This window comes from Halapricum desulfuricans, assembly GCF_017094465.1.
In the GTDB taxonomy this organism is placed as follows: Archaea; Halobacteriota; Halobacteria; order Halobacteriales; family Haloarculaceae; genus Halapricum.
Genome location: NZ_CP064791.1, coordinates 485255 through 499662, shown reverse-complemented (window position 1 = coordinate 499662; position 14408 = coordinate 485255). Strand labels below are relative to the sequence as shown.

Here is a 14408-nt window from a genome sequence, read left to right as displayed (position 1 = left end):
CGACGCCCACGATGATAGTATTTGTCTAATGTTAACATACATATAACACCCGTTGTAGCAGCCAGGGTTCACTGGCGACGTTCCCGGTACGACGGCGACCTTTTTGTGCGGGCCAGTCGAAGGTCCGATGATGAATCTCGACAACGAGGCCGAGGAACTCGCCTCCACCCTCGGCGTAGACAAAACGGAGGTCAAGCGCGATCTGGAGAACCTGGTGTCTTACAGCGTCCCGCTGGAGGAGGCCAAGCAGAGTCTCCGCCGGAAGTACGGCGACGGGGATGACGGCTCCGGTCCCGAGCCCGAGAGCAAGGATCTGGCCGAGATCACACCGGAGGATTCGAACGTCACCGTCACCGGACGAGTCCTCTCGGTCGGCAAGCGGTCGATCCGGTATCAGGGTGCCGATCACACGATCTTCGAGGGCGAGATCGCCGACGAGACGGGGAAACTGTCCTATACCGCGTGGGAGGACTTCGATCTCGAACCCGGAGAGACGATCCAGGCAGGCAACGCCGGCGTTCGCGAGTGGGAGGACAGCGCCGAGTTGAACCTCGGCGAATCGACCAGCGTCGAGAAGCTCGAGGAGACGCTCCAGGTTCCCTACGAGATCGGCGGCGACGCGGCGTTGATCGATCTCGAACCCGGCGATCGCGGCGTGAACGCCGAAGTGACCGTCCTCGAATGCGACCGGAAGGTGATCGACGGCCGCGACGGCGAGACCGAGATTCTCAGCGGCGTGCTCGCCGACGAGACGGCACGGCTGCCCTTCACGGACTGGGACCCGCATTCGGAGATCGAGACCGGCGAGTCGGTTCGAATCGAAAACACCTACGTGCGGGAGTTCCGGGGCGCACCGTCGGTCAACGTCTCGGAGTTCTCGACGGTCGAGACGCTCGATCGGACGGTCGAAGCGACCGAGTCGGCGCCGCGATTGTCGATCCGGGACGCGCTCGAATCCGGCGGGATGTTCGACGTCGAGATCGTCGGGGACGCGATCGCCGTCCGTGACGGCTCGGGGCTGATCGAGCGGTGTCCGGAGTGTGGCCGGATCGTCCAGAACGGCCAGTGTCGAACTCACGGGCAGGTCGAGCCCGTCGAGGACCTCCGGACGAAAGCGATCCTCGACGACGGTACCGGCACTGTCACGGCGATCCTCGACGACGAACTCACCGCCGAGATCTACGGCGGGGATGTCGACGACGCTCGCGAACACGCGCGCGACGCGATGGACAAGGAGGTCGTCGCGGACGCGATCCGCGAGGCGATCGTCGGACGGTCGTTCCGGGTTCGCGGCACGTTGAGCATCGACGAATACGGCGCGAACCTGAACGCGACGGACTTCGCGGCGATCACCGACGATCCGGCCGATCGTGCCGCGGCCCTGCTCTCGGAGGTGGACGCATGAGCGCCGACGAGGAGACCGTCAACCGTCGCGAGACCGCGTTCCGGCTGTTCGCGACCGAGTTCGAGGACAGCGACGTCTCATACACCGAGAGCGACGAGGAGCGCGCCCCGAACTACGTGATCACGCCGACAGGTGCGCGGGTCAACCGGCTGTTCGTCGTCGGCGTCCTGACGGAGGTACAGCAGGTGAGCGACGACGTACTGCGCGCGCGAGTCGTCGACCCGACCGGCGCCTTTGTCGTCTACGCCGGGCAGTACCAGCCCGACGAACAGGCGTTTCTCGAACGGACCGAGCCGCCGGCGTTCGTCGCCGTCGCCGGGAAGGCACGCACCTTCCAGCCGGAGGACAGCGACGTGGTCTACACGTCGATCCGACCCGAGAGCATCAACGAGGTCGACGCCGAGACCCGCGACCGGTGGACGGTCCGGACGGCCGAACGGACGCTCGATCGGATCGGGGCGATGGCCGCCGCGCTGGAGAGCAACGGCGGTGAGGGACTACAGGAGCGGCTGGCCGACCAGGGCGTCCCCGAGGGACTGGCGGCGGGGATACCGCTGGCGATCGAACACTACGGGACGAGCGGGCAGTACCTGGACGCGCTGCGAGAGACGGCACTCGACGCGCTCCGGGTGGTCGCCGGCGAGCGCGAGGAGGTCGCGGACCGATCAGTCGCGCCCGACGCGAGCGGCGAAGCTGATCTGTCGGCTCTCGCGAACATCGAACTGTCCACGCCGGAGCCGGACGAGCCGGCGGCACGGCCGGACGCGGCGACGGCCGACTCCCGGGCCGGAACGGCCACGGGGTCGGAGCCGGCTGGAACGCCCGACTCGGAGCCGAGCGGGGGCGGGACCGAATCGGCAGACGAGGCCGAATCAGTGGCTGACACCGGTGGTCAGACGGACACGACGGTCGAGGAGTCCACAGCGACAGCCGAAGACACCACATCGAGCGAAGAGACGACCGCGCCGGCCGGGGAAGCCGCCACGGCGGACGGCGTCACGAGGGAGTCGAGTGCGGACGCCGAAAGCGAGACGGCGGACACCGGAGGCGAGACGGGAACGGACGCCGAAAGCGAGACGGCGGACACCGGAGGCGACGAGCTCGGGGACTTCGATCCCGAGGAGTTCGACCTCGACGAGGAGACTCGAGAGGAAGTGCAATCGGAGTACGGCACGGAGTTCCAGAGCGGGACGGAGGTCGACGAACCGGGCGAAGCAGGCATTGACACCCCAGAACCCGAGGAGCCAGCCGTCGAGTCGGACACCGCAACGGAAACCGGCGGAAGTGAGCCCACAACCGAAACGTCAGCAAGCGAACCCGAGACAGAGACGGCAGACCCAGAGGAAGCAACCGGAAGCGAATCCACGACCGAGGGAGGCGAAAGCGAGTCCCCGGACGAAAGCGAGGCGGTCGACCTGGAGGACGCAGTGATGGACGCGATGACGGAGCTGGACGACGGCGACGGCGCGGACCGCGAACAGGTGATCGCCGCCGTCGTTGAGCAGGGGGCCGATCCGGGCGCCGTCGAGGACGCCGTCCAGGACGCGCTGATGGACGGTCGGTGTTACGAACCCGACGACGAGACGCTCAAACCGATCTGATGGGCGTCGAACCGATCCCCGACGCGCCCGCCGCGGTCGCCGACACCGGTCCGGAGCGCGCGCTCGTCGTCGCGGACTACCACGCCGGTCTGGAGGCACAGCTCCGTCGGGAGGGTGTCGAACTCGACCCCGCCGACGAGCAGCGCCGCGTTCGACTCCTGTCGCTGCTTGCCGAGACTGGCCCGGACCGACTCGTCCTGCTGGGCGATCTCGCGACCACGATCGGCGAACCCACGGGCGAGGAGCGCAGCGAAATCGAGACGCTTCTGGAGGCCGTCGACGTGCCGGTCACGATCGTCAAGGGCAACCACGACGGCGAGATCGAGTCGATCGTCGAAGATATCGGCGGCGTCACCGTCACCGACAGCGAGGGGACGCGACTCGGCTCGGTCGGGTTCGCCCACGGTCACACCTGGCCCGGGCCGGCCGTCCTCGAAGCCGAGATCGTCTGCGTCGCCCACGAACACCCGGTCGTCCGACTGGAAGACGAGGTCGGCGGCGCTCGCGCAGAGCGAGTGTGGCTCCGGGGGAGGATCGAACCGAAGCCGTTCCGCGAGCAGCACGGCGATCAGCTGGGCGAGATATCGGCGGAGCTGGTCGTCTGCCCCGCGTTCAACGATCGCTCCGGCGGGACGTGGGTCAACGTCGACGGGCGGGACTTCCTCTCGCCGTTTCTGCCAGAAGGACTGGCCGACGGCGAGGCGTACCTGCTGGATGGCACGCGGCTCGGTCCGTATCGGCGGCTGTGATAGTGTTAGTTACTTCTCCAAATAATCCAGTGGTAGTTGTCCTCTGTTCGGATGTGCCAGCCTTTGTCGAACGGATCGCGGATGAAAACCGATTAACCCGCGGAATCGCTAGTCCAACGTAATCCTGTGTCCTCCCCCTCGAGTCGTCCAGAGTCGCTCGTGCGACGGATAGCTACGGCGGTGGCTCGCTTCGCACGCAATCCGATCAAGGGGATCATTATCGGCGTTGGACTTGTGTTGCACCGCTTTGGACTCGTCGACTGCGAGCGGACGCGCCGGACGGCCGATCTGGCGTGGCCGCGAATCGTCACGGGCATCGCCCGGATGTCGAAAAACGCCGTCGACGTGGCGATGGTCGGGGCCGCCCTCGGGCAGTTCGCCATCAACGGCGTCGGGCTCGCGGGACCGTTCTGGGGGCTGGCGTTCTCGATCGGCGGCGGAGTCGCCGCCGGCACGGTCGCGCTGGTCTCCCAGCGGTACGGTGCCGAACGCTACGACCAGATGGGGCAGGCGATCCGCTCCAGCGCCGCCCTCGTCGTCGTCCTGACGCTGCCGGTGACGGCGCTGTTCTGGCTGTTCCCGACGGAGTTGATCAGCCTGCTGACCGGCGATCCCAGAACGATCGAATACGGGAGCGATTACCTCAAGATCCTCGGGCTGGGCGTGCCCTTCGCGGGGCTGAACCTCATCGGCAGCCGGGTCTACATCGGTGTCGACGACGCCTGGACGCCGATGGTCGTCCGCGCCGGCGGTGCCCTGGCGAACATCGCGATCAACGCCGTGCTGATATTCGGGCTGAACATGGGCGTCGTCGGGGCGGCCATCGGGACGGTCGTCTCGAACGCCGTCGTCGCGACCGTCTTCGCCGGAAGTCTCGTCGTGGGCCGATTGCCCGCGACCAGAGCGTTCCCGGCCGAGGTCGCTCTCGTCAGTCGCTATTTCGATCGGGAGACGCTGTCGGATCTAGTGACCATCGGGCTGCCGGTCGCCGGGCGAAACAGCGTCTGGACGGTCGCGCGCTTCCCGATGCTGGCGATCGTCGGTATGATCGGCCCGACGGTGCTGGCGGCGTACATCGTCGTCCGACGCATCTGGGGGCTGATGAACACGCCCGGCTGGGGCTTCGGACTGGCCGCCTCGAGTCTGGTCGGCCAAGAACTCGGCGCCGAAAACGAGGACGCGGCCGAATCCTACGGGATCGAAATCACGCGGCTGGCCGTGGCCGTCTACGCGGTGGGTGCGGCGCTAACCGCGATCTTCGCGACGCAACTCGTCCAACTGTTCGGCGTCGAGCCGGCCGGGATGGCAGTCGCAGTCGGGCTGATCTACGCCGCGAGCATCTCTATTCTCCCCCAGGCAGTCAAGGCGACCATCGCAGGGGCCCTCGACGCGACCGGCGACACCCGCTGGCCATTTTACAGTCAGGCCCTGGGGATGTTCGCCGGCGCGATCCCACTTGCGTATCTCGGCGCGACGACGCCGCTTGGCGTCTGGGGGCTGTATCTGGCCTTTTTGGCCGAGAGCGGGATTCCAGCCGTGATCAACTACTACCGCTTCGCGACGGGCAAGTGGCGCGCGATCAGCCGGGAATACCGGCCTGACGCCGCGCCCGCGAACGACTAGAGATACTCGAAGTCCTGCTTGCCCGTCTCGAAGCCGACGCGCTCGTGGGCCCAGTCGAAGGGCGTCGCCTCGCGTTTCTCCTGTAGAAACTCGACGATCGACTCGCCGACGTCCTCACCGTAGAGGCTCGGCCCAGTCTGGATCTCCTCGCGGACGGCGTCGGTCTCGGCGACGTACTCGATCATCTCGCGGACGTACTCGCCGTCGACCGGCGGGACCAGCAGGTTCGTCCCCGCATCGAAGACCGTCTCCGGGCGATCGGTATTGAACCTCGCCGTCAGGCAGATCGCCTCGTCGATTGCGTTGAGCTCTTCCTGCATACTCCCGGAGTCGGTGAACTCGGCGAAACACTGCCCGGAGGTGAGAAACTCGTAGACGTGGGCGTGTTTCTTCCAGAGACCGGTAAACAGGAAGTTCTCGCGCTCGTCGTCGAGTTCGAGCAGTCGGTCGCGATAGCCGTAGTGTTCCAGTGCCTTCCGGGTCGCGGTCAGCTCGACGAAGTTGACGTTGTAGCCGTCCTCGACCAGTCCGATCACACCCTCGACGATGGCCCGGAAGCGCTCCGGCAGGAGGTTCGCCCGGCGGTGGATGTCGACGCGGATCCAGTCGTCGCGCGCTTCGAGGACGGGGTAGATGTCGAAGATGCTCTCCTCGAGGTCGGCGTCGCGTTTCAGCTCGATGGCGTCGACGACGCTGTTGCCGACCACGGGGATCCGCTCGCCGCCCTCGACTGCGGCCGGATACCCCTCGCGCTGGAGGTGCTCGCGGTTAAGTTCGACCGGCGCGAAGTGATAGATCGAGCCCGCCGACCCGACGAAGGTGTCGTACTGCTCGGGGAACGGCTCGGCGCGGTTGATCGACCACTCCCCGGACCACTGGGCGTCGACGAACGCGGGAACGTCCTCGTAGTTCTCGAAATCGGGCGACATCCCGCGGAGGCCGGCCTCGTTGTGGGCGACAGCCTGGTTGGTGGCGAACAGCCACGCCTGCGGGACGATCCCGGCGGCGTGGGTGTCCCCATGGACGATCGGCAGGACCGTCGTGTCGGGCCATTGGGCTTCGAGCGTATCGGTGAGTTCGTCGATCCGTCGGTGGACCTGCGCGGTCTTCTCCGAGAGCGAGCCACGGATCGCCAGATCGACCGCGACGCGGTCCTCGATCCCGTACTCGGCGAGACCGTGACCGAGCACGTCGTCGTAGTGCTGGCCCGTGTGGAGAACGAAGGCCGGAACGCCCGCGTCCCGGGCGGCCGTGACGACCGGGGCCTGCTTGTAGAAGTCGGGCTTGGTCGCCGTCACGACCGCGAGGACGAACTCGCCCGCGTCCATCTGACGAGCGAGCCGGTCCTCGTAGATCGTCAGTTCGCCTGGCATATCTCCCTCTCGGGAGACCAGTCGGTAGTAGGTTCTGGTTCGAGTGCGGGCAGAACAGCGACCGCTCAGGGTGGCCGACCCCGATCGCCCGTCACTCGCGCTCGGCCAGTTTCTCGGTCGCTTTCCGGAACAGCGCGTCGAGGATCTCCGGCGTGGTGGGGTGATACGCCCGGTTGGGGATCTCGCGGACGTCCAGTTCCATCTCGACGGCGAGTTGCATCGTCTTTGCCATCGCGTCGGCGTGGTAGTGCAACCCCTGATAGCCCAGCACGGTCCCGTCGGGCGCGACGACCAGCCGGGCCCAGCCCTCGGAGGCGTCTTTGGCCTTGAACACACCGTCGTTCTCGGCGCGGGAGTCGACGGCGACGTAGTCGAGTCCGGCCGCCTCGGCGGAGTCGGCGGAGTGGCCGACGCGGACGAACGGCAATCTGGCGAGCCCGGAGAACATGACGTGGTGATGGGTGGAGTCGTGCTCCGTGAGGTCGCCGCCTTCGCGGTGTGCCTGGATGTTCGTCGCGGCCGTCGCGGCCTGCTCTTTCGAGATGTGCAGGATCGGTTCGCGGCCGTTGGCGTCACCCACGACGAACACGCGTTCGTCATCGGCCGCCTGCATCGTGTCGCCGACCCAGTCCTCGCCGGGCGACAGCGACGTGTTCTCGACGCCAAGGCCGTCGAGCGCCGGCTTGCGACCCGTGAACGCGAACAGTTGGTCCGCTTCGACGACTTCAGTGTCGCCATCGACCTCGACGGTGACGCGGACGCCGCCGTCGTCGGTCTCCTCGACCTGACTCGCCTGGGCTTCGAGCAGGATGTCCATGTCGAACTCCTCGCGGTAGTAGTCGGCGAGTTCCTCGCCGAACCCGTCGTCCGCCTCGGGCAGCAGTTCCGGGAGGATGTCGACCGCGGTCACGTCCATGCCCCCAGCCTCGCTGAGGTAGGGGGCAAGTTCGAGTCCGATGTATCCCAGGCCGAGCACGACCGCCGAGTCCCCGAACTCGGTCGCATCGAGCACGTCGGCGCTCGTGTTGACAGTCACGTCATCGATACCGTCGACCGGCGGGACGTTTGGCGTCGAGCCGGTCGCGATCACGACGTAATCGGGCTCGATCGTCCGATCACCGACTTCGATCACGCGATCGTCGACGAACGTCGCCGTCTCCCGGACGAGTTCGACGTTCTCGCGCTCGGCGAGCGACTCCACACCGCTCCGTCGGTGGCCAGCCCAGTTGGACGTGTGCTCGTTCTTCCGCTCGACCGTCCGCTCGAGGTCGACCTCGGGGGGGTCACCGACGAGACGGTCGTCGCGCCGGGCCGCAAACCGGTGTTTCGCCGCCGAGATGACTTCCTTCGAAGGCATACAGCCACGGAGGATACAGAGTCCGCCGCCGGGGTCACCGTCGTCGATCAGTGTGAGTTCGACCTCCGGGTCGTCGGCGAGTTGCTTGGCTACCGCCCCGCCCGCACTACCGTATGCACCGACAATCGCAACGTGAGTACTCATGTTCTGGCAACAGTGACCGCGAACCTTAATCATTTGGAAACGATACAATAATCATTTTCGACCATTCAGATTTGGGAGACTGCCCGGCCGGTATTGTCGGCAGAGGTGATTCAATACTGCACTGGATGTCACGTTTATCGCGATATCCCCTGTCCGAGCACCCCTAGTAGAAATTCGTATTTCACCCAATACTACAGGGCAGAGAGGGCGCGTTCGAAACGCCGAGATCGAATCAGTAGCACAGGTGTTCGACCCGCTGGTCGTAGAGGCGAGCGAGTAGTGCGGTCATCGGCCCGTCGCCGATCGGGGTGTCGTCAAGGGACTCGACCGGGCGGAGTTCCCAGGTCGTGTTCGTCAGGAACGCCTCGTCGGCCCCGTGCACGTCCCCGACGGTGTAGCGGCCTGCCTCGACGGGGAGGCCCTCTTCGTCGGCGAGCTGGAGCACGATCGATCGAGTGACGCCGGGCAGGAGCGGGAGGTCGGTCGACGGAGTCTTGAGAACGCCGTCGTCGACGAAAAAGAGGTTGCTCGTCGCGCCCTCGACGACGTGACCGCCTGCGTCGCGCATGAGCGCCTCGTCGGCCCGGTGGCCGCCTCTCCGTCGCAGTTCCAGTCGGGCGAGGATCCCGTCGAGGTAGTTGTGCGTCTTCGCGTCGGCCGGGATCGACGCGTCGGGCACGGGACGGGTTGCCACTGTCTGAACCGAGGCGGGCTCGTCCCAGACGTCTTGGCCGTCGAGGCCGCCACGCGGGAGCGGCGATACCTGAACGACGATCGTCGGGTCGACCCGTTCGGCGGGCGTGAGCTTCCCGGGCTGGACCCCGCGCGTAATCGAGAGTTTGAGGTAGGCGTCCGATAGATCGTTCGCGTCCAGCGTCTCGTGAACCCGTTCGTGGAGGTCCTCGCGCGGGGGAATCGCCTCCGCGAAGCCCAGCGCGGCGACGGTCCGCTCCAGGCGGTCGGCGTGGGCGTCCCACGCCAGGACCGTCCCGCCGTAGGCCCGCAGCGTCTCGAAAGCCCCGTCGCCGTAGGCGAACCCCCGATCGCGGACGCTGACGGTCGCCTCGTCCTCGGGGACGAGTTTTCCGTCGAGGTGAAACTGCATCGTGACGCGGTTGGGCGGTCGAGGGCTTGTGCGTTCCGGCTATCGGCGGTCGGGTTCGACGCAGCCGACGGTTCCACAGGGCAACGCTTGGGAGAGTCGACAGGATAAGAAAGCCCGGGAGCCTAGATCCGGACAGTGAAAGACAACATCCTCGAAACACTGGGATCGCCCCTGGTCGAACTAGAGTCGCCGGCGGGTGCGACAGTCGCCGCGAAGGTGGAGTCGTTCAACCCCGGCGGGTCCGCGAAGGACCGCCCGGCCACCTACATGATCGAAGCCGCCGAGGAGGCGGGTGACCTCGGGCCCGGCGACCGAATCGTCGAGCCGACCAGCGGCAACACGGGGATCGGGCTGTCGATGGCCGCGGCGGCGAAGGACTACGATATCACGATCGTGATGAGCGAGGACAAGTCCATCGAGCGCCAGCAACTCATGCGTGCCTACGGGGCGGATCTACACCTGATCGAGGGGGACATGGCTCGCGCACGCGAAGTCGCCGACCGCCTCGAACGCGAAGAGGGGATGGTCCAGTTGCGCCAGTTCGAGAACCCGGCCAACCCGCAGGCCCACTACGAGACGACGGGGCCGGAAATCATCGAACAGGTCGGCGACCGGACGGTCGACGCCTTCGTCGCGGGGATCGGCACCGGCGGGACGATCACCGGGACGGGTCGACGGCTCCGCGAGGCGTTCCCCGAAGTGACGATCGTGGGCGTCGAACCGGAAGGGAACGCGGTGCTCGCGACCGGCGAGGCCGGCGACGACGACTTCCAGGGGATGGGGCCGGGCTTCGTCAGCGAGATCCTCGATACGGAATTGATCGACGAACTCGAAGCCGTCGCCGTCGAGGACGCCGAGGCGGAGTGTCGGCGGCTCGCCCGCGAGGAGGGGATCCTCGTCGGCCAGTCCTCCGGCGCGATGGGCGTCGTCGCCCGGCAGGTCGCTGAGCGGCTCGCCGATCCGGACGCGGCCGACAGCGAGGACCCGCCGCTTGTGGTAACGGTCTTCTGGGACAGCGGCGAACGGTACATGTCCACCGGGATGTTCGAGTAAAGGACTTGCAAACGGAAGAGAAACCGTTTAGTGGCCGCCCACGAAGAAGGAGACGGGAACACACGACCGCAAATCTGACACGCCGTCCGATTGGACGGCTCGGGATTGCGGACGTGTCCGGCGTCACGCGCCGAGTGCAGTATCTGCTGCTGACGCGCGAGCAATGGTGACGCCACACGGGAAGCGGTCAGTGTCGTTCCAATCAGAACAATGGCACGAATGCACACACGCCGCCGCGGCTCGTCCAGTTCGGACAAGCCCGTGGCAGACGAACCCCCGGAGTGGAGTGACGTAGACGAAGACGCGATCGAAGAGCGCGTCGTCGAGCTGGCCGAAGACGGCCTCAGCCCGAGCGAGATCGGGCTGAAACTGCGCGACGAGGGCGTCCAGGGCACGCCGGTGCCGGACGTCAAGCTCGCGACCGGCAAGAAGATCACCGAGATCCTCGAGGAGAACGACGCCGACCCCGAGCTCCCCGAAGATCTCTACAACCTCTTCGAGCGTGCCGTCCGCCTGCGCGAGCACATGGACGAGCACCCCGGCGACCACCAGAACAAGCGCGCCCTGCAGAACACCGAGTCGAAGATCCGTCGCCTGGTCAATTACTACCGCGGCGACGAACTCGACGAGGAGTTCACATATAGCTACGACGTCGCCAAAGAGTACCTCGAGTAGATGTCCACCACCGGTCGCTCCCGCGAGGACGCCCCTCAGGCCAGTGACATCGCCGGCAGGCTGGCGACCGCCGAGTTCGTTCGGCTCGTCGCCGGTGCCGACGCCGACTCGCTGGCTGGGGCCGGGCTCCTCGCCCGCGCGCTCGACGGGAATGCGATCCCGTTCCAGGTGACCGTCGCACGTCCCTGGGCGAGCGCCGACCGCGCGACCGACGCTGACCTGACCGTCGCGATCGGCCCGACCGGAATCGACGGCGACCTCTCGCTGTCGGGTGCCGGCTCGGCCAGCGGGGCCGCCTTCGAGGCCGCACGCGAACTCGACGCCGAGAGCGCCGACCCGGTGCTCGCGTTGGCCGGGTCCCACATGGCCGACGCGCCGACGACCGCGGACCTCGCCGAGAGAGCCGGTCTCGAACGGCGACCCGGCGTCGCCGTACCGACCGACGATCTCGCGGACGGGCTGGCACACACGACACTGACGCACGCGCCGTTCTCGGGCGATCCCAAAGCGGTCGCCGACACACTGGCGACGATCGACGACGAGGCCGACGACTACGACCGACGCGTCGCCTCGATGGTCGCGCTTTCCGTCCTCGACGACAGTCCGAGCGAGCGAGCCGCCGAGACGATCGGCGCCGCGCTCCGGCCATACGAGGGCGGTCCCTTCGAGACGGTCGGCGGCTACGCCGACGTGCTCGAAGCCACAGTCCGAGAGGACCCCGGAACCGCCGTCGCGCTGGCGCTGGGCCACGACGTTCGCGAGGCCGCACTCGATGCCTGGCGACGCCACGCCCGGAGCGCACACGCCGCGATCGAGGCCGCGACGACCGGCCGGTACGACGGGTTGTTCGTCGCCCGCGACGACGGCGACGTGCCCGTCGAGACGGTCGCGCGACTGCTCCGGGACGCGCGATCGCCCGAACCAGTCGTACTCGCACTGACCGACGGGCGGGCCGCCGCAGCCGCGACGCCCGTGGCCGAGGTCGATCTGGCGGCTGTCTTCGAGGGCACGATCGACCGGCTTGGCGACGGGACCGCGTTCGGAACGCGACGGCGCGCGGTCGCGACCGTCGAGGCTGAGACCGCCGACGTGATCACGGCCGTCAGGGAGGCGATCCAGACGTGAGTCAGAGCGACCCAGACGTGACGCGAACGCTCGTCGTCCGGACGACGCACGACGACCCCGAGGCGATCGCCGCCTCGGTCCGGCCGGACAACACCGACGAGATGGCGACCGACCTCAACGGACAGGAAATCGAGACGGAAATCACGCGGGAGACGACGGGTGGACTGCACTCGACGGCGGACGATTACGTCGTCAATCTCCACGTAGCAGCACAGTGTACGACCGACCACGACACCAACGATAACATATGAGCGAACGATCCGTATCCAAGCAGAAACAGCAGAAACGGTGGTATACCGTCCTCGCCCCCGAGCAGTTCGGGCGGGAGGAACTCGGTTCGACACCGGCAACAGAAGTCGAACAGCTCTACGACCGACAGATCGAGACCACGCTGGGCGAACTCCGCAGTGACGCCAGCGAGAACAACACCAAGCTGACCTTCAAGATCAACGACGTCGGCAGCGATACCGCATACACCGAGTTCATCAAGCACGAACTCACCCGCGACTACATGCGGAGTCTCGTCCGCCGTGGCTCCTCGAAGATCGAGGCGTTCATCACGGTCCTGACGACCGACGACTACCGCGTCCAGATCCAGCCCGTCGCACTCACGACCAAGAGCGCCGACGAGAGCCAGGAGAAGGCCATCCGCCGCACGATGATCGACATGGTCGAGGAGACCGCCGTCGATCACACCTTCGAGGACCTCATCGACACCGTCGTCGAGGGTCGGCTCTCCTCGGCGATCTACAACGAGGCCAAGACGATCTACCCGCTGCGCCGCGTCGAGATCCAGAAGGCACGACTGGTCGCCCGACCCGAAGAGGTCGCCGCCGAAGAGGAGACCAGCGTCGACGTCGAGGAGTAGCGGTTTTTCACCGGCGTTTCGGCGACTGTTTGTGACACCACGGCAGGGACGGATTGCCGAGTTGTTTCCGGATTGCCGAGTTATCACTCGATCGCTTCGATCGTGCCGACCATCCCGCCACCCTCGTGAGGAATACAGAAATACTCGTAGGTCCCGGGCACCTCGACCGTGTAGCTGAACGTCTCGCCACCGAAGAGGTTGCCGTCGCCGTTCTCGTACCACTGTTCGCGAGCCGCGGCCTCGCTGTCGAACCCGCCGGTCGCGAAGTACTCGGCTCCATCAGGAATCCCCTCCTCGTAGGCCGTGACGGTGTGGGCACGGGAGTTCGTGTTCTGCCAGACGACCGTCGTGCCGACCTCGACTTCGAGCGTCGCCGGCTCGAAGGCCATCGAGGTCATACCGATGTCGTAGTCACCGCCGCCCGACCCCAGGGCCGTGCAGCCGCCGGCCAGCGTCGCTGCACCGGTCGCGAGAAACGCCCGTCGCTTCATACCCGTCCGTCGGGCCTCAGTGGTAAAGAGACCTCGGGCGAATACATTTGATATCTGATATCATTCGGTGGAACACCCCGAGACCGAACGGACTAAGGCGACCCTCGGCGAGAAGACGGGTATGCAGCTCCGGCCCCGATTTCTCGGTCGCCTCGGCGCGGCCGACATCGTGACTGTCGCCAACGCGGCGCTGGGCTTTACCGCCGCCGTGGCCGCGATGACCGATCCGGGGCTCGCGGCACAGCTCATCCTGCTGGCGGCGATCGCCGACGGCCTCGACGGCGTCCTCGCGCGGGTTCACGGGAGTACCCAGGTCGGGGAATACGTCGACTCGCTGGCCGACGTCGCGTCCTTCGGCGTCGCGCCCGCGGTGTTCGTCTACGCGATCGCCGGCCGGTCGTGGGAACTGGAGCTCACGACGCTGTCAGTGCCGGAACTCACAGCGCTGGCAATTCCGGCGTTGTACGTCGCGGCGGCGGTCGTCAGGCTGGGGATGTACACCGCCTACGATCTGGACGACCGGACCACCCGGGGCGTCCAGACGACACTGGCGGCGACGGTCCTGGCGGCGGCGTATCTCTCCGGCGTCACCGATCCCGCGCTCTTGCTCGGCGCGACCGGCGTCTTCGTCTATCTGATGATCACCTCGATCGAGTATCCGGAGCTGAGCGAGCGGGACGCGCTGGCGATGGGGGTCGTGCAGGCCGGGGCCGTACTCGCACCGCTCGCGTTCGCGCGCGTGTTCCCGCGAGCCCTGCTCGCGGCGGCGCTGGCGTATCTATTGTTCGCGCCGATGCTGTATCCGCGATCGCGGTGACGGCGCCCACGGTGGCCGGAAG

General features: G+C 66.8%; 14 protein-coding genes. 10 read left to right on the top strand and 4 right to left on the bottom strand.

Annotated features, from left to right (window positions below; translation table 11 throughout):
* The first annotated feature begins 130 nt into the window (after positions 1 to 130).
* From HSEST_RS02490 to HSEST_RS02475, 4 genes are all read left to right on the top strand, one after another.
* Positions 131 to 1405: a Single-stranded DNA binding protein gene (locus HSEST_RS02490; protein WP_229121992.1), complete on the top strand. Its 1275-nt coding sequence runs from the start codon at positions 131 to 133 to the stop codon at positions 1403 to 1405.
* Positions 1402 to 3006 (top strand): hypothetical protein, encoded by a 1605-nt coding sequence (locus HSEST_RS02485; RefSeq protein WP_229121991.1) that lies wholly within the window; start codon positions 1402 to 1404, stop codon positions 3004 to 3006. The genes HSEST_RS02490 and HSEST_RS02485 overlap by 4 nt, the downstream gene beginning before the upstream one ends.
* Positions 3006 to 3755: a metallophosphoesterase gene (locus HSEST_RS02480; protein WP_229121990.1), complete on the top strand. Its 750-nt coding sequence runs from the start codon at positions 3006 to 3008 to the stop codon at positions 3753 to 3755. The genes HSEST_RS02485 and HSEST_RS02480 overlap by 1 nt, the downstream gene beginning before the upstream one ends.
* Before the next feature lie 180 nt (positions 3756 to 3935).
* Positions 3936 to 5378, top strand: a complete 1443-nt coding sequence (locus HSEST_RS02475; protein ID WP_229121989.1) for an MATE family efflux transporter — start codon at positions 3936 to 3938, stop codon at positions 5376 to 5378.
* Here HSEST_RS02475 and HSEST_RS02470 read toward each other — a convergent pair.
* The 3 genes from HSEST_RS02470 to HSEST_RS02460 all read right to left on the bottom strand — a co-directional run bounded on the left by HSEST_RS02470 (position 5375) and on the right by HSEST_RS02460 (position 9357).
* A complete protein-coding gene (locus tag HSEST_RS02470) occupies positions 5375 to 6751 on the bottom strand; it encodes a UDP-N-acetyl glucosamine 2-epimerase (protein WP_229121988.1) in 1377 nt (458 codons plus the stop codon). The genes HSEST_RS02475 and HSEST_RS02470 overlap by 4 nt on opposite strands.
* 91 nt (positions 6752 to 6842) lie before the next feature.
* Positions 6843 to 8252, bottom strand: coding sequence for a dihydrolipoyl dehydrogenase family protein (locus HSEST_RS02465; RefSeq protein ID WP_229121987.1), 1410 nt, complete (start codon positions 8250 to 8252; stop codon positions 6843 to 6845).
* A 232-nt stretch (positions 8253 to 8484) separates the two neighbouring features.
* Positions 8485 to 9357: an aminotransferase class IV gene (locus HSEST_RS02460; protein ID WP_229121986.1), complete on the bottom strand. Its 873-nt coding sequence runs from the start codon at positions 9355 to 9357 to the stop codon at positions 8485 to 8487.
* A 135-nt stretch (positions 9358 to 9492) separates the two neighbouring features.
* On the opposite strand from HSEST_RS02460, the gene HSEST_RS02455 reads away from it, so the two are divergent.
* The 5 genes from HSEST_RS02455 to HSEST_RS02435 all read left to right on the top strand — a co-directional run bounded on the left by HSEST_RS02455 (position 9493) and on the right by HSEST_RS02435 (position 13078).
* The gene (locus HSEST_RS02455; RefSeq protein WP_229121985.1) at positions 9493 to 10410 is read left to right on the top strand and encodes a PLP-dependent cysteine synthase family protein; all 918 of its coding nucleotides are present in this window, start codon (positions 9493 to 9495) and stop codon (positions 10408 to 10410) included.
* A 210-nt stretch (positions 10411 to 10620) separates the two neighbouring features.
* Complete coding sequence (locus HSEST_RS02450; RefSeq protein ID WP_229121984.1) at positions 10621 to 11085, top strand: 30S ribosomal protein S15; 465 nt, start codon at positions 10621 to 10623, stop codon at positions 11083 to 11085.
* Positions 11086 to 12210 (top strand): hypothetical protein, encoded by a 1125-nt coding sequence (locus HSEST_RS02445; RefSeq protein WP_229121983.1) that lies wholly within the window; start codon positions 11086 to 11088, stop codon positions 12208 to 12210.
* Entirely contained in the window at positions 12207 to 12461 is a 255-nt protein-coding gene (locus HSEST_RS02440) for a KEOPS complex subunit Pcc1 (RefSeq protein ID WP_418886530.1), read from the top strand. The genes HSEST_RS02445 and HSEST_RS02440 overlap by 4 nt, the downstream gene beginning before the upstream one ends.
* Positions 12458 to 13078: a 30S ribosomal protein S3ae gene (locus HSEST_RS02435; protein ID WP_229121982.1), complete on the top strand. Its 621-nt coding sequence runs from the start codon at positions 12458 to 12460 to the stop codon at positions 13076 to 13078. The genes HSEST_RS02440 and HSEST_RS02435 overlap by 4 nt, the downstream gene beginning before the upstream one ends.
* Positions 13079 to 13161: 83 nt before the next feature.
* Here HSEST_RS02435 and HSEST_RS02430 read toward each other — a convergent pair whose 3' ends face one another.
* Entirely contained in the window at positions 13162 to 13569 is a 408-nt protein-coding gene (locus tag HSEST_RS02430; RefSeq protein ID WP_229121981.1) for a cupredoxin domain-containing protein, read from the bottom strand.
* A gap of 121 nt (positions 13570 to 13690) precedes the next feature.
* On the opposite strand from HSEST_RS02430, the gene HSEST_RS02425 reads away from it, so the two are divergent.
* Positions 13691 to 14386, top strand: a complete 696-nt coding sequence (locus HSEST_RS02425) for a protein sorting system archaetidylserine synthase (RefSeq protein ID WP_229121980.1) — start codon at positions 13691 to 13693, stop codon at positions 14384 to 14386.
* Positions 14387 to 14408 lie beyond the last annotated feature (22 nt).

Bases quoted from the DNA above. Each gene is read 5' to 3' on its own strand.
- HSEST_RS02485 (WP_229121991.1), top strand. From the start codon at position 1,402: ATGAGCGCCGACGAGGAGACCGTCAACCGTCGCGAGACCGCGTTCCGG.
- HSEST_RS02445 (WP_229121983.1), top strand. From the start codon at position 11,086: ATGTCCACCACCGGTCGCTCCCGCGAGGACGCCCCTCAGGCCAGTGAC.
- HSEST_RS02480 (WP_229121990.1), top strand. From the start codon at position 3,006: ATGGGCGTCGAACCGATCCCCGACGCGCCCGCCGCGGTCGCCGACACC.
- HSEST_RS02470 (WP_229121988.1), bottom strand. From the start codon at position 6,751: ATGCCAGGCGAACTGACGATCTACGAGGACCGGCTCGCTCGTCAGATG.
- HSEST_RS02465 (WP_229121987.1), bottom strand. From the start codon at position 8,252: ATGAGTACTCACGTTGCGATTGTCGGTGCATACGGTAGTGCGGGCGGG.
- HSEST_RS02490 (WP_229121992.1), top strand. From the start codon at position 131: ATGAATCTCGACAACGAGGCCGAGGAACTCGCCTCCACCCTCGGCGTA.
- HSEST_RS02435 (WP_229121982.1), top strand. From the start codon at position 12,458: ATGAGCGAACGATCCGTATCCAAGCAGAAACAGCAGAAACGGTGGTAT.
- HSEST_RS02450 (WP_229121984.1), top strand. From the start codon at position 10,621: ATGGCACGAATGCACACACGCCGCCGCGGCTCGTCCAGTTCGGACAAG.
- HSEST_RS02460 (WP_229121986.1), bottom strand. From the start codon at position 9,357: ATGCAGTTTCACCTCGACGGAAAACTCGTCCCCGAGGACGAGGCGACC.
- HSEST_RS02425 (WP_229121980.1), top strand. From the start codon at position 13,691: ATGCAGCTCCGGCCCCGATTTCTCGGTCGCCTCGGCGCGGCCGACATC.
- HSEST_RS02430 (WP_229121981.1), bottom strand. From the start codon at position 13,569: ATGAAGCGACGGGCGTTTCTCGCGACCGGTGCAGCGACGCTGGCCGGC.